This is a genomic window from Providencia sp. R33, assembly GCF_019343475.1.
GTDB lineage: Bacteria > Pseudomonadota > Gammaproteobacteria > Enterobacterales > Enterobacteriaceae > Providencia.
Window position 1 is genome coordinate 3,347,770 of record NZ_CP072453.1, and the last position, 24,816, is coordinate 3,372,585.

At 42.5% G+C, this 24,816-nt stretch carries 23 protein-coding genes; 13 read left to right on the forward strand and 10 right to left on the reverse strand.

Annotated elements, in window-relative coordinates; genetic code table 11:
- Positions 1-148: 148 nt before the first annotated feature.
- On the forward strand, positions 149-1,123 hold the full coding sequence (locus J6836_RS15655) for a LysR family transcriptional regulator (RefSeq protein WP_219244893.1): 975 nt from the start codon (positions 149-151) through the stop codon (positions 1,121-1,123).
- A 76-nt stretch (positions 1,124-1,199) separates the two neighbouring features.
- On the opposite strand, the gene mdh is transcribed toward J6836_RS15655, so the two are convergent.
- Complete coding sequence (gene mdh / locus J6836_RS15660) at positions 1,200-2,150, reverse strand: malate dehydrogenase (protein ID WP_219244894.1); 951 nt, start codon at positions 2,148-2,150, stop codon at positions 1,200-1,202.
- Between the two features lie 495 nt (positions 2,151-2,645).
- Between mdh and argR the strand changes: the two genes are divergently transcribed.
- Positions 2,646-3,116 (forward strand): transcriptional regulator ArgR, encoded by a 471-nt coding sequence (gene argR, locus J6836_RS15665; protein WP_219244895.1) that lies wholly within the window; start codon positions 2,646-2,648, stop codon positions 3,114-3,116.
- An 87-nt stretch (positions 3,117-3,203) separates the two neighbouring features.
- The gene (locus J6836_RS15670) at positions 3,204-3,626 is read left to right on the forward strand and encodes a DUF6122 family protein (protein ID WP_219244896.1); all 423 of its coding nucleotides are present in this window, start codon (positions 3,204-3,206) and stop codon (positions 3,624-3,626) included.
- Positions 3,627-3,667: 41 nt separating this feature from the next.
- Here J6836_RS15670 and mpl read toward each other — a convergent pair whose 3' ends face one another.
- Complete coding sequence (mpl, locus tag J6836_RS15675; protein WP_219244897.1) at positions 3,668-5,050, reverse strand: UDP-N-acetylmuramate:L-alanyl-gamma-D-glutamyl-meso-diaminopimelate ligase; 1,383 nt, start codon at positions 5,048-5,050, stop codon at positions 3,668-3,670.
- A 165-nt stretch (positions 5,051-5,215) separates the two neighbouring features.
- On the opposite strand from mpl, the gene fbp reads away from it, so the two are divergent.
- Positions 5,216-6,223 (forward strand): class 1 fructose-bisphosphatase, encoded by a 1,008-nt coding sequence (fbp, locus tag J6836_RS15680; RefSeq protein WP_047756321.1) that lies wholly within the window; start codon positions 5,216-5,218, stop codon positions 6,221-6,223.
- A gap of 211 nt (positions 6,224-6,434) precedes the next feature.
- Complete coding sequence (ppa, locus tag J6836_RS15685) at positions 6,435-6,965, forward strand: inorganic diphosphatase (RefSeq protein WP_219244898.1); 531 nt, start codon at positions 6,435-6,437, stop codon at positions 6,963-6,965.
- A 127-nt stretch (positions 6,966-7,092) separates the two neighbouring features.
- Here ppa and J6836_RS15690 read toward each other — a convergent pair whose 3' ends face one another.
- Genes J6836_RS15690 through tamA form a run of 3 tightly spaced genes read right to left on the reverse strand, consistent with a single transcriptional unit; the run spans position 7,093 to position 12,959 of the window.
- Positions 7,093-7,440, reverse strand: a complete 348-nt coding sequence (locus J6836_RS15690) for a gamma-glutamylcyclotransferase family protein (RefSeq protein ID WP_206083200.1) — start codon at positions 7,438-7,440, stop codon at positions 7,093-7,095.
- Between the two features lie 3 nt (positions 7,441-7,443).
- Positions 7,444-11,220: an autotransporter assembly complex protein TamB gene (tamB, locus tag J6836_RS15695; protein WP_219244899.1), complete on the reverse strand. Its 3,777-nt coding sequence runs from the start codon at positions 11,218-11,220 to the stop codon at positions 7,444-7,446.
- Positions 11,217-12,959 carry an autotransporter assembly complex protein TamA gene (gene tamA, locus J6836_RS15700; RefSeq protein WP_255586244.1) on the reverse strand — a complete coding sequence of 581 codons (1,743 nt, stop codon included), beginning with the start codon at positions 12,957-12,959 and terminating at the stop codon, positions 11,217-11,219. The genes tamB and tamA overlap by 4 nt, the downstream gene beginning before the upstream one ends.
- Before the next feature lie 133 nt (positions 12,960-13,092).
- Here tamA and msrA point away from each other — a divergent pair, with 133 nt between their 5' ends.
- Both msrA and J6836_RS15710 read left to right on the forward strand, forming a co-directional pair.
- Positions 13,093-13,734 (forward strand): peptide-methionine (S)-S-oxide reductase MsrA, encoded by a 642-nt coding sequence (gene msrA / locus J6836_RS15705; RefSeq protein WP_219244901.1) that lies wholly within the window; start codon positions 13,093-13,095, stop codon positions 13,732-13,734.
- Between the two features lie 433 nt (positions 13,735-14,167).
- On the forward strand, positions 14,168-15,535 hold the full coding sequence (locus tag J6836_RS15710; RefSeq protein ID WP_219244902.1) for a hemolysin family protein: 1,368 nt from the start codon (positions 14,168-14,170) through the stop codon (positions 15,533-15,535).
- 77 nt (positions 15,536-15,612) lie between these two features.
- Here J6836_RS15710 and J6836_RS15715 read toward each other — a convergent pair whose 3' ends face one another.
- On the reverse strand, positions 15,613-15,819 hold the full coding sequence (locus J6836_RS15715; RefSeq protein ID WP_219244903.1) for a DUF1107 domain-containing protein: 207 nt from the start codon (positions 15,817-15,819) through the stop codon (positions 15,613-15,615).
- 296 nt (positions 15,820-16,115) lie between these two features.
- Between J6836_RS15715 and J6836_RS15720 the strand changes: the two genes are divergently transcribed.
- Positions 16,116-16,673 (forward strand): YtfJ family protein, encoded by a 558-nt coding sequence (locus tag J6836_RS15720; RefSeq protein WP_219244904.1) that lies wholly within the window; start codon positions 16,116-16,118, stop codon positions 16,671-16,673.
- Between the two features lie 157 nt (positions 16,674-16,830).
- On the opposite strand, the gene qseC is transcribed toward J6836_RS15720, so the two are convergent.
- Entirely contained in the window at positions 16,831-18,183 is a 1,353-nt protein-coding gene (gene qseC / locus J6836_RS15725) for a quorum sensing histidine kinase QseC (protein WP_219244905.1), read from the reverse strand.
- Positions 18,180-18,845, reverse strand: coding sequence for a quorum sensing response regulator transcription factor QseB (gene qseB, locus J6836_RS15730; protein WP_219244906.1), 666 nt, complete (start codon positions 18,843-18,845; stop codon positions 18,180-18,182). The genes qseC and qseB overlap by 4 nt, the downstream gene beginning before the upstream one ends.
- A 177-nt stretch (positions 18,846-19,022) precedes the next feature.
- On the opposite strand from qseB, the gene J6836_RS15735 reads away from it, so the two are divergent.
- The 4 genes from J6836_RS15735 (at position 19,023) to mqo (ending at position 22,406) form a co-directional block, all read left to right on the forward strand.
- Positions 19,023-19,427: a YgiW/YdeI family stress tolerance OB fold protein gene (locus J6836_RS15735; protein ID WP_219244907.1), complete on the forward strand. Its 405-nt coding sequence runs from the start codon at positions 19,023-19,025 to the stop codon at positions 19,425-19,427.
- A gap of 130 nt (positions 19,428-19,557) precedes the next feature.
- Positions 19,558-20,148 (forward strand): NUDIX domain-containing protein, encoded by a 591-nt coding sequence (locus J6836_RS15740; RefSeq protein WP_219244908.1) that lies wholly within the window; start codon positions 19,558-19,560, stop codon positions 20,146-20,148.
- A gap of 364 nt (positions 20,149-20,512) precedes the next feature.
- A complete protein-coding gene (locus tag J6836_RS15745; protein WP_219244909.1) occupies positions 20,513-20,902 on the forward strand; it encodes a hypothetical protein in 390 nt (129 codons plus the stop codon).
- Between the two features lie 10 nt (positions 20,903-20,912).
- A complete protein-coding gene (mqo, locus tag J6836_RS15750) occupies positions 20,913-22,406 on the forward strand; it encodes a malate dehydrogenase (quinone) (protein ID WP_219244910.1) in 1,494 nt (497 codons plus the stop codon).
- 44 nt (positions 22,407-22,450) lie between these two features.
- Here the strand turns inward: mqo and cysQ are convergent, their stop codons facing one another.
- Together cysQ and J6836_RS15760 are read right to left on the reverse strand one after the other, a co-directional pair.
- On the reverse strand, positions 22,451-23,191 hold the full coding sequence (cysQ, locus tag J6836_RS15755; RefSeq protein ID WP_219244911.1) for a 3'(2'),5'-bisphosphate nucleotidase CysQ: 741 nt from the start codon (positions 23,189-23,191) through the stop codon (positions 22,451-22,453).
- Positions 23,192-23,318: 127 nt separating this feature from the next.
- Positions 23,319-23,939 (reverse strand): peptidylprolyl isomerase, encoded by a 621-nt coding sequence (locus J6836_RS15760; RefSeq protein WP_219244912.1) that lies wholly within the window; start codon positions 23,937-23,939, stop codon positions 23,319-23,321.
- Between the two features lie 220 nt (positions 23,940-24,159).
- Here J6836_RS15760 and J6836_RS15765 point away from each other — a divergent pair, with 220 nt between their 5' ends.
- Positions 24,160-24,747 (forward strand): LysM-like peptidoglycan-binding domain-containing protein, encoded by a 588-nt coding sequence (locus J6836_RS15765; RefSeq protein WP_219244913.1) that lies wholly within the window; start codon positions 24,160-24,162, stop codon positions 24,745-24,747.
- Positions 24,748-24,816 lie beyond the last annotated feature (69 nt).

The window sequence follows — 24,816 nt, forward strand, 5'->3', positions numbered from 1 at the left end:
TTAATTATTAAAAAAGTTAGGAACAACGTTATTTGTTGGCGTTAATTCTTTATTTTCGCCATTTTTTAATACTGGTGTGGCACGAGCAAACTGCGATAAATTCACAATTATAGTATGCTGGAATAAACGGGTTTGATAGGGCAGGACAATGCTAATAAATAAAAACACTTTTGCGTTCAAAGCAAAAATTGACAGCTACGCGATTTTTCGACATTTGGAGTTATTCATCAAAATTGTCGAATGTAATAGCTTTAGTCTAGCTGCAAAAAAGCTGAATGTAACGCCATCATCCGTCAGTCGAGGGCTACAGCAGCTAGAGGATCAACTGGGCGTCGTCTTGCTAAAGCGTACAACCCGAAATTTTATTTTGACTGATGCAGGGCGCTATTTATTGCAACGATCGCAAAACTTATTGGCTGATCTTGATGACTCACTGATTAATACCGCCAGCTTTTATCAACACGCTCAAGGGCAATTAAAGATCACTTGTTCCATTGCATTTGGTGTCTGCCATTTAATGCAAATATATAGCGAATATCGCGAAACCAATCCCAAAGTTAGTTTATCCGTTGACCTTAATGATGAACTGATTAATTTAAATGAAGTGGATTTTGATATTGCGTTACGTATTACCAGCCACCCACCTGAGAATTTCGCATTACGGAAAATTTGCAACATTAATTGGGTATATTGTGGTAGCCGAACCTATTTCGACCGTTATGGTATTCCGCAATCCCCTGCCGATATCGCATCACATAATTGCTTAATTAACCCGAATATCCCTGATACATGGCGAATGACGGATAAAGACGGTAGCGCTTATCCTTTGGAAATTAATAATATGATTGAGGTGAACAGCAGCTTAGGTTTATTAGAGGCCGCGCGTTGCCACCAAGGTATTGTTTGTTTGCCCACGTATATGTTAGGCAATTATATTGAAAATGGGGAATTGCTCCCTGTTTTGCTGGATTACGACCCGAAATCAACCCCATTTGCGCTGTACGCTTTATATCACCCTGCGCATACGCATTCGCCGAAAATCAGAACGTTTATTGATTTTTTAGTAGAAAAAATACCATCAGACCCACATTGGGATCATTGGATGCGCCAACATGCCTCGTAGTGATGCTTCGTAATAATAATGTCGAAACTAAAAAGGTTGAGTTTTATAAAAACTCAACCTTTTCGATTAGGAAAAATTAATGGGTATTAGCCCCATTAATGAATTTTTCACCTAATTCGATATCCGCTTTCAGGACATCTAACATATCTTTCAGCGCTTTTTCTTCAAATGCACTTAATTTGCCGATTGGCAGGTGTTTTTCGATACCGTTTTTACCTAAAACAACCGGTTGTGCGAAGAAACGTGCGTGTTGGCCTTCGCCTTCAGTGTAAACACACTCAACCACGTTGCTTTCACCTTGCAGACCACGAATTAAAGATAAACCTAAACGTGCTGCTGCTTGGCCCATAGACAGAGTCGCTGATCCGCCACCAGCTTTTGCTTCAACAACTTCAGTACCCGCGTTTTGGATACGTTTTGTCAGCGCTGCGATTTCGTCATCAGAGAAGCTTACGCCTTCAATTTGTGATAACAGAGGAAGAATTGTCACGCCAGAGTGGCCACCAATAACTGGCACTTCGACATCGTTGACGTTTTTGCCTTTTAATTCAGCAACAAAAGTATTAGAACGGATGATATCTAATGTGGTCACACCGAATAAACGGTTTTTGTCGTATACGCCAGCTTTTTTCAGAACTTCAGCAGCGATTGCAACGGTGGTGTTCACTGGGTTAGTGATGATACCGATTAATGCTTTCGGGCAAGTTTCTGCAATTTGTTGAACCAGGTTACGAACGATGCCAGCGTTGATGTTAAACAGGTCTGAACGATCCATGCCTGGTTTACGCGCAACACCCGCAGAGATAAGAACAATATCTGCACCTTTAAGAGCAGGTTTCGCATCTTCACCTGCAAAACCAGTCACTTTAACATCCGTTGGGATGTGACTTAAGTCAGCAGCAACACCTGGAGTAACCGGTGCGATGTCGTAGAGGGAGAGTTCTGAACCGGCTGGAAGCTGGTTTTTGAGAAGAAGGGCGAGAGCCTGACCGATACCACCTGCTGCACCTAGGACTGCAACTTTCATTCTGAAACTCCTTAATTTGTACTTTAAAAAGATATCACTTTATTTGTTTATACACTCAATACATTACGTATAAAAAACAATTTCTTAACAGATAGAGAGAGAGTTTAACGCTAGAGAATTTGTTGACTAATTGCCACCATTCTAAACAAATTCCTTATCTGTTAATGAGATAACGGGCACTTTTTTAACAAATAGTTTTTCTCACTATTGCTTTTCGCACAATAAGTTGTTTTTACTGTTCATTATTCAAGCAAAAACCATTTTGTTAACAATAAACTTACAACTTTTATAAGCTAAATTCATTGATCTATTATGCTAATGTTTAATACTAACTATTTAAGATAAATTAACCATTCACGCTGAAAACGGAATAACATAAAACCTTAAAGGTTCCGTTATCATTGATTATTAAATCATCATAACGCAATTTTGTTGCATAAAAATGCACTTTTACGGATAATACAACTTAGTTTAATGCCGATGAATGGGTTAATTATGCGCACTCCGTCTAAACAAGAAGACTTAGTTAAGGCTTTTAAAGCCCTACTCAAAGAAGAAAAATTTAGCTCTCAGGCTGAAATTGTCACGGCTTTGCAGGAAGAAGGCTACGAAAACATTAATCAATCTAAAATTTCCAGAATGCTCACCAAATTTGGGGCAGTTCGCACTCGTAATGCGAAAATGGAAATGGTGTATTGCCTACCAACTGAGCCTGGTGTACCAACTGCAACCAGCCCATTGAAAAACCTCGTTTTGGATATCGATTACAACCCATCAGTTGTAGTGATTAGAACCAGCCCAGGCGCAGCCCAATTAATTGCTCGCTTACTGGATTCATTAGGTAAAGCAGAAGGTATTTTAGGAAGCATTGCAGGGGATGATACGATTTTCTCTACACCTGCAAATAACTTCACGACAAAAGAGCTATACGAAGCAATTTTAGCGTTATTCGAACAAGAGCTCTAATTTACATCAATCGCTTGATGTAACACTAAGAGGGAAAAGCATCGACTTTCCCTCTTTTTATTTAAGCAAAAGATTAGGGGCTCTACCGTGCTATTCGACATTTTTCGCAATATTGTGCATTACGGCTTTCACTTTTTGATGCCCATTTTGTTCGCTTATCTATTTTGGCGAAAAAATTGGAAACTAGCCGCATTGATTATGATTGCGACGATGGCTATCGATTTAGACCACCTCTTGGCAAACCCTATTTTCGACCCTGAGCGTTGTGGTATTGGCTTCCACCCTCTTCATTCCCTTTGGGCTGCAATCGCCTACGTTGTCCTACTGTTTATGCCATCGTGGAAACTGAAAGCGGTGGCGGTCGGTTGCTTATTCCATCTTTTTACCGATTCCCTCGATTGCTATATGGGCAGCTTAAAAAAAGAAATGAATAGCCCAATAACATTGAGCTGGGTGATAGACCAATGCCCATTTGAGACATCAGGCATAAAAAAACCCCAGCAGTCTTAATGAACGCTGGGGTCTATCTAACCCATTACCAGTAGGCTTAATTAATCATCCACTTCAATTTCTGCTTTGGCTTTTAACCCTGCCAACAGTTTCCCATGGATGCCTTCAAAGCCACCGTTGCTCATCACAAGAATATGGTCACCAGGTTGCGCTGTCTCAATCACCATATTGGTCAGGGCCTCAATATCCGCACTCCAGCGAGCAGGCTGTACGCATTTTTCAGCGATATCAGTCACCATCCACGGAATATTGGCTGGTTGGAATAAAAAGACTTCATCTGCACGGCCTAAAGCTGGCGCGATATCATTTTTATTCACCCCCAGTTTCATGGTATTGGAACGAGGCTCTAATACAGCAATAATGCGAGAAGTCCCGCCCACTTTGCTGCGTAGTGCTTCGAGTGTTGCCAAAATTGCCGTTGGGTGGTGAGCAAAATCATCATACACACTCACGCCATTTTCCACACCACGCAGTTCCAGACGACGACGCGCATTAATAAATTTATCTAATGCAATACAAGCTTCTTTCGCTGGCACACCAACATGGTGAGCAGCTGCAATTGCCATCAAACCATTTTGGATATTGTGGTTACCCACTTGCTGCCAAGAAACTTCGCCCACCTTTTCTTGTTGGTAATACACTTCAAATTGGCTGCCATCGTGGTTTAGCTTCACCGCTTGCCATTCGCCATGTTCTCCACCCACCAGCTCTTGCTCACTCCAACAGCCCATGCCAATCACTTGTTTTAAATGATTGTCATTGTCTGGAGTGAAGATTTTGCCACTCGCAGGCACGATACGCACAAGATGATGAAATTGTTTTTGGATTGCTTCGAGGTTTTCGAAAATATCTGCATGGTCGAATTCAAGGTTGTTTAAGACCAACGTTTTCGGGCTGTAATGCACAAATTTCGAGCGTTTATCAAAGAAAGCACAATCATATTCATCGGCTTCAATGACAAAGAATGGGCTTTCACCCAGTTTGGCGGACACATCAAAATTACCCGGTACACCACCAATCAAGAAGCCTGGTTTGTAGCCACAATCTTCTAAAATCCACGCAAGCATTCCTGCGGTTGTGGTTTTACCGTGCGTTCCTGCCACAGCCAGTACCCAACGCTCAGGCAATACGTGGTCATGTAACCACTGAGGGCCTGAAGTATAAGGTAAACCTCGTTCTAATACGGCTTCAACACAGGGGTTCCCGCGTGTCATGGCATTGCCAATCACCACCATATCCGGAATCGGTTCGAGCTGCGCCGGATCATAACCTTGAATAAGTTCAATACCTTGATTTTCAAGCAATGTACTCATCGGTGGGTAAACATTCGCATCCGAGCCCGTCACTTTATGGCCTAAAGATCGTGCCAATATCGCTAAGCTTCCCATAAAGGTACCGCATATACCTAAAATATGTATGTGCATTCTTTTTCATCCAATTAGCATGAGGTTTGTCACTATTCTACCCATCAATAGCAGGTTTATAAATGCATTAACCTATTAATCTTTTTTTTATTTAGTTAAACTCTCCCCCGCGCGGGGTATAATCGCCCCGCAAAACCTTTGTCAATTTTATTCAGGACCTTCGTCATGAAAACATTAGGCGAATTCATCGTCGAAAAGCAACAAGATTTTCCTCATGCAACAGGTGAGCTGACGTCATTACTGTCAGCGATTAAACTGGGCGCTAAAATTATCCATCGTGATATTAACAAAGCTGGACTCGTCGATATTCTTGGCACTAATGGTGTGTCGAATATTCAAGGTGAAGTCCAGATGAAGCTTGACCTGTATGCAAACGAAAAACTGAAAGCGGCCCTAAAAGCACGCGGAGAAGTCGCCGGTATCGCCTCTGAAGAAGAAGACGAAATTGTCATTTTCGAAGGAGACCGTGCAGAAAACGCAAAATATGTCGTATTAATGGACCCACTTGATGGTTCTTCGAATATCGATGTAAACGTTTCCGTCGGGACAATTTTCTCAATTTACCACCGTATTACGCCAATTGGCCAACCTGTGACTGAAGCAGACTTCCTGCAACCAGGTAACCGCCAAGTTGCTGCGGGTTACGTTGTTTACGGTTCATCAACCATGTTGGTTTATACCACAGGTGTTGGCGTACATGCGTTTACTTACGACCCATCTTTAGGCGTGTTCTGCTTATCTCATGAGAAAGTCATGTTCCCATCGGAAGGCAAAATGTACTCCATTAACGAAGGTAACTACATCAAGTTCCCTATGGGTGTTAAAAAGTACATTAAATACTGCCAAGAAGAAGATAAAGCAACTAACCGCCCTTATACCACACGCTATATTGGCTCTTTAGTGGCAGACTTCCACCGTAACTTGCTCAAAGGGGGTATCTACATCTACCCAAGCACAGCAAGTCACCCAAATGGAAAACTGCGTCTACTGTATGAGTGCAACCCAATTGCATTCTTAGCTGAACAAGCTGGTGGTAAAGCAAGCGATGGTGCGAACCGTATTTTAGATATCATCCCAAGTGAATTACACCAACGTGCTCCGTTCTTCGTCGGAACTGAGTCCATGGTGGAGAAAGCTGAATCATTCATGCGTGAATTTCCAGACGCTGAATAATACGCTTCACTTATCTAAAGGCGGGGTATCCCGCCTTTTTTGTTCCTTTTTTTCGCCAACTAGTGAGTTTTGCCCCTTTTTGCGGCTATAATGTCCCCCACGCTATCTACCCGAAAAAGTTAGTGACTTGAAAGTCGATAACTAACACTATTTAATCAATACGTTAATAGTCAGCGGGTAAATTCATTATTCACACAAAGGATGCATTTAAATGGGCCTGAACAATGTACCGGCAGGTAAAGATCTGCCAGAAGATATCTACGTTATCATCGAAATTCCAGCTAACGCAGATCCTATCAAATACGAAGTTGATAAAGAATCTGGCGCTCTGTTTGTAGACCGTTTCATGTCAACAGCGATGTTCTATCCGTGCAACTACGGTTACATCAACAACACACTGTCTTTAGATGGTGACCCAGTTGACGTGTTAGTCCCAACACCATACCCATTACAACCAGGTTCTGTTATTCGTTGCCGCCCAGTTGGCGTTCTGAAAATGACCGACGAATCAGGTGAAGATGCAAAATTAGTGGCGGTTCCACACACTAAACTGAGCAAAGAATACGATCACATTAAAGATGTGAACGATATCCCTGAGCTACTGAAAGCACAAATCACTCACTTCTTTGAACATTACAAAGACTTAGAAAAAGGTAAGTGGGTTAAAGTTGACGGTTGGGATGACGTAGAAGCTGCGAAAGCGGAAATCGTTGCCTCTTTCGAACGCGCTGCAAAAAAATAATTTCCTCTCAGGGAATATTATTGAAGGCTCTGGCTAACCCCAGAGCTTTTTTTATGCCTTTAAATTAAAAACGCCGGCAATATTGCCGGCGTACTGCACATTGTTCACACAACAAAATAGTGTGTGGTTATTTTTCTTCATCACGTTTGAGCCAGTCGCCGCTTTTAATTTGGCGCAGGCCATCAACCGAATGCTTATACAGATAAATCCAAGCGTTGCCATATGGCGTTGGGATTAACTCTCTTACATAATCCTGAGAGTTTTTCTTTAGCTCATCTAGCTCGGTTAAAATCGATGGATTAATGCGATACACTTCGCACTCAATTGCGCCATCGCCTTTCACCACAGCGGGATAAAATCCAAGATCATACAGTTCATAGCCTTCTAGCTTGTGCTCGCCTAACAATTGAGCATAAGTCATCCAGTGATGATTTCCTTGCTTTTGTCTTAAGCTGCCATAAACAATTACACGCATAATCTAAAACTCAAATTGGTAAAGGAGATCCAAGGCCTGGTTCACACCAGACACAGCTTCTAAATACAATTTTGGCATTAATCGATAACGTAAGGTCAAAGTTGCCAGGGAGTCAAAGATACCAACACCATACTTCACTTGTAAATCATTAGTTATCTTACCGCTCACCACAACTTGGGAACCGTCTCCCACACCTTGCGTATCGAGAGCCAGATCAGAAACCCCGAATGTTTCACCGATTTTACCCACCAGTTGCCCACTTTGAGCCACGCCTAGGCCGATAATCATCGATGTCATTTGGGAGCCATTTGCGTCACCACTTTCTAAGCCTTCCCCTCTTAACAGATAAGAAAGCGCTTCTTGTTGCGTCTTGGCTGGCTCAGAGAATATCTCGACTTTCGGTTTGTCTGCAAGCCCTGTGACCTTAACACCTGCAATGACATCATCCGCCGTGTTCTCTGGGTTACGAATCGCTTCTAAATTTAAGAACGGTTGGTCCGCAGGCCCTGAGAACTGAATTTGCCCTTTACGGACAATCAAGTCCTGGCCATAAGCACGAAAACGCCCTGCCGGAATGTCAATTTGACCATTCAAGCTTAGCCCTTGTTTGTTCTGTAACACCTTCAGTAACCCTGTTAAGCGCGCTTTTAGGCCAAACGCATCTAACTGCACATCATTACCAATTTTAATATCCAAATTGGTTTGAATTGGAATCGAAGGCGCTTTTTCCTCAATCGGCTTCAAGTTACTGTCTAACATCACCACATCGGACGATGCGCTAACCGCTGACTCAGGTAACTCTTGAACCGTAATTCTCGCCCATGGAATAGTCACAGAGCCACTTAACGTTAAGAGCGATGGCGAAGCATCAAACACGATATCGGGCTGCACATCGATTTTAATCATCGGTGGCATGGACACACGCAAGTTATTCCCTCGCGCCATCACTTTCGCCCGCCATGCATTGATATTACGCCAATCCGCATCACCATCAATGTTCAGGTAGCCTTCCGGTGTGTTGATCTGCCCATTCATCACCGAGCTTGTGCCATTGAAATTAACGCCTAAATGACCACTTTTAATATCAAATGGGATCATCGCAGACTTAATTTCTAAATTGGAAAGCGATAAGTTCCCATTTAATAGTGGGTTATTCGCAGACCCACCTAAGCGTAAATTGGCATTTAAACGTCCGTTAGCCACTTCTTTTTGGCCTAGTAACGGTTTGATTAAGTCCAAAGTAATGGCGTTAATTTCAACATTACCTGATAACAAACGGCGTTTTTCGATATCTGAAACTTGTAGGTTTCCGCGCATCTGCCCGTTATTGGCGAGGCCAAATAACCAATTAAGGTCTGCTTTGCCGTTTTTCAAGGCAGCACTGAGTGTTAGCGTATCAAATGCGATAGGTAAACGCGTTCCTTCAACAAACTGAGTCGCTTTGACATCATTACCACGTAAATCGACCTGCACTTGCGGCATGCTACCATCAGCTTTCCAGCTCGCGTTCGCTTTACCACTAAATACACCGCTAACACGGGTATCTTTTGGCATAAACGGTTTTATCATCGCTAAGTCGAAACGCTCTAACACAATATCTGCGCTGCCGCTTTTCCCTGCTTTAATGGGTTTTGGCACACATAAACGCGCGTTTGGATTCACCCAGCAATGACTACCAATCGTCACTTCTTGCGTTTGATTAGCATAGTTGAGTGACATGGCTTGGTTTAAGCGCCATTCGCCCACTACCGTATCAAATAACGTATTTGATAGCGTGCCTTTCCACACCTCAGTTTGGCGATCAAACCCACCCGCCAACGCCAATTGGCCGGAAACAGGCTCGCCTTTCATGTTTAATTTCAGGGTATGCTGTTTTTCGCTACCTTTGGCATCTAACGTCAAGTTGCTAACGACTAAATCCCCTTGCCTTAACTGACGTAAAACAACGGATAAATCCCCTTTAATTTGCTCACCGGTCGCAACATTACCTTTGATAGCAACATTTTCGATAGCAAGGTCATTTTGCCATTTCACGCCTCGGGCAGTGAGGTCAACTAAGGCTTCTGGCGTCTGCAAATTACCGCGTAATTTCACATCCCCAGCAATCACCCCACCAAGCCCTGGCAATAATCCATTAAGTGCAGGTGCACTAATTTTGGCATCAAGGTTCCATTTCTCGGCGAGAGAGCCCTTAACATCCACATTATTCTTGCCTAACGCTAAATTAAAATGCGGGATATCCCATTGACCAGCAGCGTTACCTTTCGCCTGTCCACGCGCTTTGAGTAAGTTATTTTTAACATTACCATCGAGCATAATTTCAGGGATATCTAACTGCCAGCTACCGCCGTATAAGCTACCGCGAGTGGCAATCTTACCGTCCACTTTTGCCGGCCATTCTGGGTACTGTTTTGCGGTATTGATCCCTGACAAAGTCAGTACCGCATTCCAGCTAATCGCCTTGCTCCAATCAGCCACACCGGTGATATCCGCATTCCCTTGCAATGCAGCAAGGCGTAAACGCGTTAAATTAATTTGCTCTTCGTTACCTTTTGCATCCAGCATCAAGGTCGATGGCGGTAAGTCTTGCCCCGTGATAGCTGAACGCAACGACAAATCATAGGCCGATGGACGACCATTCAAGCGCAAGCGTGTGCCATCTAATTGATACTGCGCATCACCGACTAGCGGCCACGTTAATTTATCGCTTTCAAGGGTGAGTAAAATCGGCAAATCGGCTTGGGATAAATCCGTTTCTGCATCAAGCGTAGCGTTAATTGGCCCTTGTAAATTAAGTGCCAATTTCAATTCATCAATCAGACCACCTTTGAGGGATAAATCAACTTTTTGCCCATCTAAATCCTCTAAACGACTTTCCCCAATCACCGACAATGAAACGGGCCATTTATCTTGCAGCGTTGCAGTCCCAGATAACGACACATTGCCTTGCGGTGCATCCACTTTGAGCTGTTTAACCAACACTTGCTGCCCTTGATTGGACAAACTGAGGTGTAATTGGTTGATTTTAACGTCAGTACCGCCCGTTAATTGGAAATTCGAGGCATTGATCCCTTCTACATTTAAATCAACAGGGAGAATGACTTCTGGCAACTCGGCTAATAATGGTTTTGAAAATAAAGCCTTAAGCTCATCACCAAGGGATTTTTGCTCATTGATTGGTGTCGGGTCTGGCTGTTTTTCTTCAACAGGCTGTGCTTGTGGGTCTTCAGGCAAGTTTATTGCTAAATCAATAATATCCGTCGGCGTAAGGGTAATCGCTTTCCCTTCCCACGTCGCCCCAGTGGTAAATTTTGCTAAATCGATAGCCATGCCATCTACAGTGACATGTGTTTCTATCAATGACAGTTGGCTTAAACGAATCGTTAAAGGCGCGTTTAGCTCTGTCAGGGGCTCAGAAGGCGGGGTTTCTTCCGATGGCGGAAATTGTGAGGTATCAACGTTAACCGTGACATTTTCCGTGCCTAATGCATCAATACACAGTTCACGGCTGGTTAAGCACCCTAATTTCACGGCCAAATGCAGTTTCCCTGCATTCACATCCACACCTGGCATTTGGTATTTCACACCCGTTAAGGTGAGATCACGAATATCGCCATCAATTCCATCAATGGTTAATTCAGGGACAAAACGTGTTACCGAATTTAAGGCAAAGTGAAAACCTGATTTTGTGCCAATTACCCAGCTAAGCGCGCCAATCACCAGAACCAGAATCAATAAAATGGCAAGGCTGACCCATTTTAACCACTTCAACCACCTCATAACTCTGTCCCCAAACCGATATAAAACTGAATTTTGTCATTATTGGAATCACCAATCGGTGTCGCTAGGTCAAATTTAATCGGCCCAACAGGGGAAACCCAACGCACACCAACACCTGCACCCGTTTTGAAGTCACTGGTTTTGATATCATTGACGGCTTCACCGCTATCTACGAAGGTCGCTCCCCACCAGTTTCCGGTGAAATTATATTGGTATTCGATTGAGCCAACTGCCAGTTTTGAGGCCCCAGTGAGTTTGCCACGGCTATCCTCTGGCGAGATTTTTTGGTAACCATAACCGCGCACACTGCCATCGCCCCCTGCGAAGAAACGCAAGTCAGGAGGGACTTTGTCAAAATCGTTGGTTTCAATCCAGCCAACATTACCTCGTACAATGAAACGATGCCCTTCCCACGGCGTTCGGATCCATACGTTTTTGGCTTGTACAACGGCAAAGTCGATATCAGAACCCCAAATTTTATTTGAGTAATCAATGGAATAACGTTGACTATCCCCCCATGTTGGCATCACTCCACCACGTTGGCGAATACGGCTGACATAGGCACCTGGATATAACAACATCGTGGTATTCGTGACGTTAGCTTGGGTAAAGTTACTCAACATCCAACGCATATTGACGCCATATTGCCAACCCGATGAATATTCCCAGTTACGAGACACATTTAGCGTCGTTGTATTTGCTTGGGTATCATTCAAATCGGTACGCTTAAACCCGCCTTGTACCGCATAATATTGCTCAAGGGGATTGGCTTTTAAGGGGATTTTATAACTCGCATCAATCACTTGCTCTGGCTGAGATAAGCTGATACTGGAGGTTAAGCTTTGGCCTCGTGAATTTACCCACGGTTTGTTCCATGTCGCTTTCACGCGAGGGCCAACATCCGTTGCGTAGCCGCCACCAAGCTCAATAAAGTTCCTCGCCCGTGGCACCATCACCCCTTCCATTGGTAGCACGTCTGTGCCGTCGCCACGTGCTTTAGCAATATTTGGCGTCACAATCGCGGAAGTGAACCAACCCGTTTCCGCTAAACGTCGGTTAAATTCAGCAAGTTGCTCTGACGTGTAATATTCCCCTTCTTTAAAGGGGGCAAGGTTATTAAGATAGTCTGAACGAATTTGCGAACCTTGATAAGAAATAGAGCCAAACCGGTAACGTTCACCACTATTAAAATCAAAATCCCAATAAGCTGCATGGTGATCAAGCGAAATTCCTAGCTGGCTCTTTTCCATCACCGCGTCAAAATAGCCTTTACGGATCGCTAAGCTACCAAAGCGGCCTTTAAAATCTTCATAGTGACCATCGTTTTGCACGATATCGAGCCTTGGTGTAAATTTCCACACCATCTCTTTAAAATCTGGATCTGTTTTTGCCCCACCTTGAAGTTCGACCTTCACGCCTTTTAGTAAGATAGGCTCACCTGGGTTCACCTTTGCCGTTAATATCGAGCGTGCGGGCGGTGTTTTTTCTTCATAGCTAAATTCAACAGTCGGTTCGTAATAACCCAGCGGCTTTAAACCTTCTTGAATTGCTTTCTCGACACGCGCTCTAAAACGGCCATTGGGCACCACTTCGTCTTGGGATATATTAGAAAGCTGTACTCGAACGTTTTGGTTAAGTTGTCCTTCAAGTCCTTCTATATTAAGACGAAGATTAGCTGCATGCACAACTGGCACAGCCGCAGTTAAGCAGAGAAAACAGATTAAAGGGTATTTCGACACGCCTGCTCCTAAGGTGGTAGAACGATTGACTAAAGACTTCATATCAATTTATTTTGAGTAAAATTAACGCGAGACACAAGTTTTTATCCTAATTTTTAGCTTATTTGTGTGGTCAAGACCAATAGGAATCATTATGGCTTTTAATAAATTTCACTCTGCAAATATTTCACAGCTTCTGCCTGGCAGAACCAACGCAATTTCTTATTCACCATATCACGCTGTTAGCCATCATTCGATTGAGATTATTCCTAAGAATATGGAAAGTGCTTATTTTGCAATGGGTTGTTTCTGGGGGGTTGAGCGATTATTTTGGCAGCAACCAGGAGTTCACACAACTTCTGCGGGTTATTGCGGTGGTGTAACACCTAACCCAACCTATGAAGAAGTTTGTTCAGGGCGAACAGGCCACGCAGAAGCCGTACGCGTTGTCTTTGACCCACAAGTTATCAGTTACGCTCAACTATTAACGCTATTTTGGGAAAACCACGACCCTGCCCAAGGCATGCGTCAGGGTGGCGATATCGGTAGTCAGTACCGTTCTGGCATTTATACATTAACGGAAGAACAAGACCAACAAGCAATGAAAACGTTGCAGGCCTACCAAGAAGCCATGAAGGCACAAAGCGATGTTCGTCCAATCACCACCGAAATCACGCCATTGGAAACCTTTTATTTTGCGGAGGATTACCACCAGCAATACCTGTATAAAAATCCAAATGGCTACTGCGGCTTAGGCGGTATTGGTGTTTGCATGCCACCGTCTTTAACTATTTAGCACATAACTGATTCATCTTTTATTTATTCTTTAATTAATATTTCAGCAATAAATATATTCAAAATTATTTGTGCTGTAACGAAGATATATCGGGAAGCATACATAAGTATGTGACCCGAGTAGCTGAGTGAAGCCAACACCCCTATAGCGCGAAGAATGAAGTATATAAATATTCAAAATTATTCGTGCTGTAGGTGGGCGGCAAACGAAGATATCTCGGGGAGCATACACAATGAAGCCAACACCCCTACAGCGCGAAGAATGAAGAATATTGACGAATATCTCGCCACCCATCTATACTAACGACACATATCAACAATTTGCGCATGTTGCGCTCCATATATTTGCTTACTCAATATATTTAATATTCGAGACTATGCCTTTAAAGATTTTTGAATTTTATAAATTCACCCTTTGAAAGGCTGGATAACTTATGCTCAACAGTTTACTGATCGTCCTTTTATTATGTGCTATTAGTGCATTTTTCTCTTTGTCAGAAATTTCACTGGCAGCTTCCCGCCGCATAAAACTCAAGCTAATGGCCGATGAAGGCAACATTAACGCGGCTCGTGTTCTGAAATTACAAGAAATGCCCGGTATGTTTTTTACCGTGGTACAAATTGGTTTAAATGCCGTTGCCATCCTTGCGGGTATTGTCGGCGAGTCTGCTTTTTCCCCGGCTTTATATGATGTTTTCATTCAGTTTTTATCTCCTGAATGGGCGCAAAAAATCGCGTTTGTTCTCTCTTTTACCATCGTAACGAGCTTATTTATTTTAGTGGCTGACTTAACGCCAAAACGTGTTGGTATGGTGAAGCCTGAGGCTATTGCTATTCGCATCGTCAACCCAATGCGTTTTTGTTTAGTGGTATTAAGCCCTCTTGTTTGGTTCTTTAATGGCCTTGCCAACCTATTTTTTAAACTATTCAAATTACCTGTATCTCGTAATGAAGATATCACTTCTGATGATATTTTTGCGGTGGTAGAAGCGGGGGCCGTTGCAGGTGTTTTACGCAAACAAGAACATGAATTAATTGAAAATGTATTCGAATTAGAGTCACGTACTGTGCCTTCTGCAATGACACCGCGTGAAAGCATTATTTATTTTGATAAAACCGAATCAGAAGAAAGTATTAAACATAAAATTTCCACCCAACCTCACTCGAAGTTCCTCGTTTGTGAAGGGGATATTGACCATGTTATTGGTTATGTCGATTCCAAAGAATTACTGAATCGCGTACTGAATGGACAAAGCTTAAGCTTAAATGACGGCGTGCATATCCGTAGCACTCTAATGGTACCCGATACGCTTTCGTTATCGGATACTCTAGAAGCCTTTAAACATAATGGCGTTGATTTTGCCGTGATCCTCAACGAGTATGGCTTAGTGATGGGAATTATTACTATCAATGATGTCATGATTACGTTAATGGGGGATTTAGTCGGTGCAGGGCAAGAAGAACAAATTGTCGTACGTGATGAGAACTCTTGGTTAGTTGAAGGCGGCACACCGATTGAAGATGTACAACGTATTTTAGATATCGATGAATTCCCAGATTTTAGCAATTATGAAACGATTGCAGGCTTTATGATGTATCGACTCAGAAGGATGCCAAAACGTACAGATTTTGTTAAATATGCGGGCTATAAGTTTGAAGTGGTGGATATCGACAACTATAAAATTGACCAGTTGCTTGTTACACGGATTACTGCTGCACCTTCACCAGTTGTTGTACAGCCAGGTAAAAACACCGTTGAAACGGCTGACGCAAAACAGCAAACAAAAGATACTGAACATTAGTGCTTGCTAGCGAAGCCGTTTCTTTCAATGCGCCACCTTGTGTGGCGCGTTACTCATCAAAACCAATTTTGATTAACCTACCCTAATTCAGCCTGTAATAATAAAACTTGTTTGTTCACCTCGCTCATCACACTGTAATGGCGTTTATCACTGACTTTTGGTGGTAAAATCTTCCCATAATTAAACTCAAATGCTCCAAAATCCTTTATATAGAGCCGACCACTGAAAAGTGTTTTAACATAAAGAGCAATTTTAGATGGGTTATAACGGTTAAAAATTTTCATTAGAACTTATCCTCCCCTTTGTTCTTACGTACGGCACCTCATAATGCATACCGTACAATAATCATAGACCAGAAATTTCGACTTTGGTTCTAAAATTGCAGTTTTATTCAATTTGCTGACATAACATGACACTGTCAAATAACTGTTAAATTACTGCTAAACAGTGTATTTATTCTGAATTTTAAAAAAATGTTAAATTCCCTATTGAAACTCATCCGATGAGCTATGCTATAAATACACGGAGAAACAAATAATCTTCGGGCTCATATATTCACATTACAATTCAAGGGGCTTTTATGTTTAGAAACGTCTTCATCTCCATTTGCTTATTCAGCTTATCCGCGGTTGCAACAGCGGCTAATATTCAGATAAATCAACCTGTTCCTGCCGTTTCTGTTACCGATAAAGGCGAGTTAATTCTCAATAACGACAATAAACTTGATTACAAACCATGGAAAAGCCAGCAATTAGTCGGGAAAGTACGCACTATCCAACACATTGCGGGGCGTTCATCCGCAAAAGAACTCAATGCACCGCTCATAGAAGCCATTAAAAACGCTAGATTCCCGCATGATACCTATCAAACCACCACAATTATTAATACGGATGATGCAATTTTTGGGACAGGGGTTTTTGTTAAAAACAGCGTTGAGGACAGCAAAAAAGAGTTTCCTTACTCACAGTTTATTGTCGATAGTGATGGCGTAGTGAAAGCCGCGTGGGGGTTAAAACCTGAAAGCTCTGCGATTATCGTACTGGATAACCAAGGAAAAGTGCTATTTTTCAAAGATGGCGAGCTAAATTCACAAGAAATTGAAAAAGTCATTGGCTCGCTCATTTCCGCTTTAAAATAGTGACGTCATCAATCCCTTCATTCAATTAACAGTAAATGAAGGGATTAACTTATCGCGGTATTTTTCAAAAATAGTGAGTTATTCTAAAATTCCCTTATAGTCAATATGCATAATTATCTTCATTTTTCTAATAATCAATCACTGTCACTAAGGGTATTTAATGTAGCCAAATAATGTTGACGCAAAAGCCACCTTCATCGCCATGCGTAAAAACCACTTGCAGGTTATGTAATTGCGCAATACGTTTAACAATAGACAACCCCAAACCGCTACCTGTTTTTTCTTGTCCTGGCGGTCGATAAAAACGCTCACCTAGACGCTGTAATACCTCAGGACTTACTCCTTCGCCATTATCTTGGATTTCAAGGTGTTCCGCATACAATGTAATTTTTACTTCCCCCTTTTCTTTACCATAGCGAATGGCATTGTGAAGTAAATTGCGCAATAACACGCTAAGTAACAGTGCTTGTCCTTGAAAAGGTTTTGGTGTTGAAACAACTGTTTGAATAATCGTTGTTTGTTGGCTTATCGCCTCCGGCTCAATCTCTTTCACAGCCGCATTAATTAATGCTTCCCACGTGAGTTCGCTGGTATCTTCCAACTGAGCTGAAGACTCTAACCGTGATAATGTCAGTAATTGGTCAACAAGTCGGGTTGCTCTATCAATACCTTCCGTTAAATTTGCGACTGCATGGCGACGAATTTCACGGTCATCTCCTGCAATTTGAACGACTTCCGCCTGCACTTTTAATGCCGCAAGGGGGCTACGTAACTCATGGGCAGCATCAGACGTAAATTGCCTTTCACGCACAAACATTTGGTTAATGCGACCAAATAGCCCATTAACAGAGTCGATAATAGGCCTCGCTTCACTGGGGATCCGTGTCACTCGTATTGGTGTTAGCTCATTGGGCTTTCGACGATACAGCTGGTTTGCAACATCTTTAAGGGGGCGTAATGCACGAGTCAATAACCATAAAAATATCAATAGCATCACAGGTAAAGCCACCAGCCATGGCATAAATTGCGCAACCATAATATCTGTCGCCATTTCTTGGCGATATTCCCACTCCTGCCCTACTGCAATCACATATTGACCATCCTGAGACTTTAGCCATACAAACCGCCAAGGATCATCACTCCCTTTCATCGCACCATCCGTAAAACCTTCTCGCGTAAAATTAAAACCAATATCACGGCCATTATCACCATCATTGAGCATCATTTCCCCTTCTAGGGTAAATACAGCAAATGCGAGTGCATCATCGTCTTGATGGCCACGGTTCTTACGCAATAATTTTTTTGTTTTTGTCAGTGAGGGCTTTGTTAACTCAAGATCTGAAGGCAATACCGATAGCCGCTTAGCAAAAGCCATCTGCTGCGTATCAAATAACTCATTGATAGTATTATAGGTTTGGTACCATGCTAATGAGCTGGCAATTCCCCACGTCAGTAACGCAAGAAATAATAATGTTAAGGTGAGCTTTAGCCGCAAACTAAACGTTTTCATTGTTCATTATCACCTAATCGATAACCTACACCGTGGATTGTTCGAATAAATTTATTCCCCAATTTTCGCCTTAAATGGTGAATATGGACTTCAACAGAGTTACTTGAGACTTCTTCATCCCAGTTATAAAGCTTTTCTTCAATCAGCGCGCGGGATAATACTTTGTTTGGGTTATGCAAAAATAGGGAAAGCAACGCTAATTCTTTACCTTTGAGTTGAACAGGTTCGCCGTGTACCGTCACTGTCATGGCCACAGGATCCATTTCAACCTCACCATGACTGAGTTTGGGAGTGAGCTGCCCACTTCTACGGCGGATCAACGCATGCAAACGAGCCATCACTTCCATCAATGCAAAAGGTTTACACAAGTAGTCATCAGCGCCTTGTTGTAAACCTTGAACTCGCTGGTCAAGGGCATCCCGCGCCGTCAAAATTAACACGGGTTCATCCCGCCCTTCAGTGCGCCAGTGCTTTAAAATATCCATACCATCAATATTTGGCAGGGATAAATCCAGAACGACTGCATCATAGGGCGCATCAAATAGTGCTCGCTGCCCCTGTTTACCATCCATAAACCAGTCAACAGTAAACCCAAGCTGCGTTAAACCCACTTTTAATCCGTCACCAATCAGTCTGTCATCTTCAATTAATAAAATACGCATAACCCCCCCATATCGGAATATTATTATATTTATCTTATACTCAATAAGATGACTAGCTATTATTAAGCAAATTAAAAATATAATGCATTATGCTAATTCCTTAAGATCCTGTTAAGATTTACCTGTTTTAATACCCTCCATACGAACCCGTTAATGTTTTATTTGGAGATAACGACGATGAAAAAATTACCTTTAATTGCTTTAGTTGCCGCCCTTGCTTCCGCGCCAGTTTTTGCTGCTAATGGCGGTTTTGATGGCCCGGGTGCTGTTGCCAATACAGCAACACAAAATACCCAAGCCGGTGGTTTTATTGGCCCAAATAGCGGTGAAATGACCGTCGCAAAAGCACTTGATATGTCAGATGATAGCTGGGTTATCTTGCGCGGTAATATTGTTAAGCAGCTTGACAATAAACATTATGAATTCACTGACGGTACAGGCACCATTAACCTTGAGATCAGCGAAAAACGCTGGAATGGTATTAATATCACACCAAAAGATAAAATCGAAATTCGCGGTAAAATCGATAAAGATTGGAATTCAAGGGAAGTTGAAGTTAAACAAATTCAGTTAATCAAATAATTAAGCCCAGCTGTTATATCGCCAGCTTTCAGCCCTCAGTAGAAAGCTGGCTTTCCTCAAAATCTTATTTCTTGCTGTTTTTAACGGTGCTAAATTAGCCTTAAATATACTTGTTCGCTAAGGCCATGCCATGACCGTTAAACAACCGAAACTGCGTAATATCCAAGAAAAACTCCTCTCAGATAATTGGTATATTTTAAAGAAATATACTTACGAACTACAAAGGCGCGATGGAAGTTGGCAACAACAAGAGCGTGAAGTGTATGACAGAGGAAACGGCGCCGTTATTTTGTTGTACAACAAAGTTAAAAATAGCATTATTCTCATCCGCCAATTTCGCATGCCAATGTATGTGAGTGGTTACCCTCACTTTTTAATTGAAGCTGCCGCAGGCTTACTTGAGAATGCTTCGCCAGAGGCACGAATTATTGCCGAAGCCGAAGAAGAAACGGGCTTCAAAGTTGATAAACTAGAAAAAGTGTTTGAAGCCTTTATGAGCCCTGGCTCTGTCACAGAAAAACTGCATTTTTATATCGCCGAATATAGTGATAATAACCGCAGCAATGCAGGTGGCGGACTTGCAGAAGAAGGTGAAGATATTGAAGTACTAGAGTGGCCATTTCCTAAAGCACTTGAGGCTATCAAAACAGGGGAAATCGTTGATGGTAAGACAATTATGCTAATACAACACATTGCCCTGAATTCAATTCTGAAAAGTTAATTATTTTTATCGGCTCACAGTAATTTAAATACATTGTTGTGAGCTTTATCTTATACCCCTCTATTTTAGTGTCATGATTGTTTATATATCTCACTCATTAAAAGAGGTACTTAATTCATGCCAGTCAACAAACGACAATCGAAACAAGATTAAAATAAATCTTATAATTCAATTAAATACAAATACATCATCTTTACTATAAATAAAGACACTTTCGCTTTGACCTCCCTCTTAAAAAACCTTAGATTAAAAACATTATATATTTTCGCCATTTTAATATTGTCATTTTACGAACCCTATTTTATCACTAATGAATTTAAATTAATTTTCAAGCCATACCATTTTCATTAAGGAGCTAAATAAGATGATACGTTGTGTTCGTATGTGGACAGGTGAAGATGGAAATTCCCTGTTTGAAGAAGGCACACTGGAACTGGATAGTGTTGCCCGTGGGGATAGTCAAACCCCAACCATTTCAGTCAGCGAACTGACTTTTCGTGAAACCGTCTCAGGTGGATCTTGGGATTGGCATAAAGATCCCGTTCCTCGCTATGTGATCACACTCTCTGGCACCTTAGAATTTGAAACCAAAGATGGTTCTAAATTTATAATTAATCCAGGTGATATTTTACTCGCACAGGATAATACAGGAACAGGCCATAAGTGGCGGTTGATTGGTGATGACCCGTGGCGACGTGCTTATGTTGTTTATCAAGAAGGCACCGAGCTGTGCTTCACGCCGACCAAAAAATAGAGGCTTTTTTATGACGAAACCTATAGCAGAAAACGTTGATATTGCGCTCATCGGTGCAGGGATCATGAGTGCGACACTCGGCACTTTCTTAAAAGAACTTGAACCATCACTAACAGTTGCGGTTTTTGAGCGCTTAAATGATTGTGCGCAGGAAAGTTCACATCCGTGGAATAATGCGGGAACAGGCCACGCAGCCAACTGTGAGATGAACTACACCCCGCCAAATCCTGATGGCACTGTCGATATCAGCAAAGCCCTTGAAGTGAATACAGAATTTGATTTGTCCCGCCAGTTATGGTCATACCTTGTCACGAAAGGGAAAATCAAAAGTCCACGCGATTTTATTCACCCTTGCCCCCATATGAGTTTTGTTTGGGGCGCCGACAATGTCAAATTCTTACAACAACGCTTTAAACAAATGTCTGCTCACCACTGCTACCACAATATGGAATACAGCGATGATCCAAAACAAATTAATGATTGGGCACCATTGTTAATAGAAGGCCGTGAAGACGACAAAAATATTGCCGTCACACGTGTGGTAACAGGTGCAGACGTTGATTATGGTGCACTGACGCATTTATTAATGGCGCAACTCAGTGAACAATCAGGTTTTTCACTTCACTATAAGCATGAAGTCGTTGATGTCACACAAACCCCTGATGGACGTTGGAATGTGGAAGTCAAAAATTTACTGACCCATGAAAAGCACATTACGTCGGCAAAATTTGTGTTTGTTGGCGCTGGTGGGCGTGCTATTGAATTGCTACAAAAATCAGGTATCCCTGAAGGAAAAGGCTATGGTGGCTTCCCTGTCAGTGGTATTTGGCTACGTTGTGATGATGAAAAAGTGGCCGCACGACATCATGCCAAAGTATATGGCAAAGCAGACAAAGGTTCTCCGCCGATGTCTGTTCCGCATTTAGATACGCGTATTATTGGCGGCAAACGTTCCTTACTGTTTGGTCCATATGCAGGATTCTCCAGTAAGTTTTTAAAACACGGCTCTTATTTAGACCTATTTGAGTCTATCCGCCTTAATAATATTGAACCGATGTTGGCTATCGCAAAAGATAACTGGTCATTAGCGGAATACCTAGTGGGGCAAGTTCTGCAAACTTCCGCACACCAATTTGCCACACTGCAAAAGTTCTACCCAGATGCACAGCATGAAGATTGGAAAGAGGTTGTCGCTGGCCAACGCGTGCAAATTATCAAGCCAGATCACGATAAAAAAGGGGTTTTGGAGTTTGGTACTGAGCTGATTACCAGCGCAGATAAATCATTTACCGTACTGATGGGGGCATCACCAGGCGCATCAACTGCTGCCTTTATTGCCTTAAACGTACTCAAAGACTGTTTTGCGAATCAACTGAAAGCCGATGGCTGGGAAGCGAAGTTAAAAGCGATTATTCCAACCTATGGCATTGATTTAAAACAAGATGCAAAAGCGTGCTTAGATATTCGTACCGCAACTGCTAAAGTGCTGCAATTAGACAATTAATTATTAATAAGGTTGGGAAACCACTTCCCAACCTTTATTGAATATTAGAATAAAATCACGCGAAAACCTGGGTTCAAGAACGACTCCCTCGGTGTGTAATCTAACGTTTTTCCGTTCCAATCAACCACTTTCGCCCCCGCACCAATCGCAACTGCATGGCCTGCGGCGGTATCCCAAATATTCGTCGGCCCAAACCGTGGGTAAAGCTGCGCTTTTCCTTCCGCGACAAGGCAGAATTTTAGTGATGAACCAATTTCAGCTGTCGTGTGCTCGCCCATTTGAGCTAAGTAATCCATTAATTCGTTATCTTGATGGGAACGGCTGATTACAATCACAGGTGGTTTTCCGTCATACACATGGATCTGCTGCTTATGCCCGCCTTCTTCTTTCCATGCTTGGTTTCCCTCTGCATAGTAAAGTAAGCCTTTTGCTGGGGCATACACGACTCCCATAACGGGTACACCGTTTTCAATTAACGCAATATTGACGGTAAAGTCCCCATTTCGGTTAATGAATTCTTTGGTTCCATCAAGAGGGTCAATCAACCAATAGCGTTGCCAGTGCTGCCTAATTGACCACTCCGGGGGATCTTCTTCTGAAAGCTGTGGAATATCAGGGGCAATGCGTGTGAGACCCGCGGCAATAATATGGTGTGCGGCAATATCTGCCTCTGTGACAGGGGAGTTGTCACTTTTATGATCAACCCGCAACGGCTCTTGCGCATTGTAGGTTTCCATAATGACATAACCCGCTTCTTGAGCCAGTTCGCAAATTTGTTGTAGCATTTTATTCACCTCTCCCGTTGACCTTTACAGCAAGAGTAGCAAGTGCATAAAAATTACGCCATAAAAAATGCCTTGGCGAATAAAAACACCAAGGCATCGATTCAAATAGTGATTAAAACCGCTATTCTTATAAGATTTCTAACAGTTCAACTTCAAAAACAAGTGTGCTAAATGGTGGAATTGATGCACCTGCACCGCGCTCACCATAAGCTAATTCATGAGGAATATACAATTCCCATTTAGAACCAACAGGCATCAGCGTCAATGCTTCAATCCAACCTGGGATCACGCCACTGACTGGGAACTCAGCTGGCTGACCACGTTGAACAGAGCTATCAAACACAGAACCATCAATTAAACGGCCGGTGTAGTGAACGCGAACGCGGTCAGAGCGAGATGGGATTGCGCCTTCACCTTGGTTGATCACAGAGAATTGCAAACCAGATTCAGTCGTTGAAACACCATCACGTTTTTGGTTTTCATCGAGGAATTTTTGGCCTTCTTCTGCCATTGCAGCTTGGCGAGCAACACGAACTTCATCTGCACGTTCATGAATTTCACGTAATGCCTTGTGCAAGGTTTCAACAGGTACAGATGGCATATTGCCTTCTAATGCATCAACCAAACCGGCTAAAATTGCGTTTGGTACTAGACCTTCTAGACCAGACTCTAATAATTGCTGCCCAACTTGTAGACCAATACCGTAGCTTGCTTGAGCTTCTACTGAATCAAAATTTTGGTTTGCCATGAAAATACCCATATGGTTTTTGATAAAAAAACAAGAATAGCAGTCCCCCTGCTATGGGTAAACCCAAACCGTCAATCTAAATAATAAAACGCATCGATGACGTATTAATTTGCTCAGTGTTCTCCGAAAAATCGTATCAAGCGCTTAAATTACCCAAAAACAGTGTTAGTATGCGTATAAATACGCCTTAATTAGTACATTGCCTCGTCAAGGAGGAGTGATGGTTAAACTATCGAAATTTCATCTCTATAGCATTGCTGTATTAGCGCTGATTGTCGTGGTTGCACTGTTTTGGCCAACGGGTGATAAGCCATTGAATAACGCACCACAAAACCAGCCAATTGTGATCCCACCACCAACAATACCCGATATCACACCTGATCCGATTCAAACACCACCTGTTCAAGAGCCCGAAGGTAATGAGGAAGGAATACCAACAGAGCCCGAAATTGTGCCTGAACCCATCGAGACCGTACCAACAGAACCGCCAGCGGTAACACCACCAACACAGCCGCAAGAACCGCAGGCCACACGCCCATCGGCAGATGAGTGGCAAAATTACCGCGTTCAAAAAGGGAAAACTCTGGCACAACTATTCCGTGATAATAATTTACAGGCTAACGATGCCTTTATCATGGCTCGTGTAGAAGGTGCTGAAAAACCGCTGAGTAATTTACGTCAAGGACAAAAAATTCGCCTAAAAGCTAATGGGAAAGGGGAAGTTCAGTTGCTGGAAACTACGGCTTCTGATGGAAAAACCTATAGTTTTGCAAGGCTTAGCGATGGAAGTTACTACCGTACACCGTAGTCACTAATGGATCGCCAATATGGAATGCGAGAAAATAAAAAACACCGGACTTAGCCGGTGTTTTTTTAT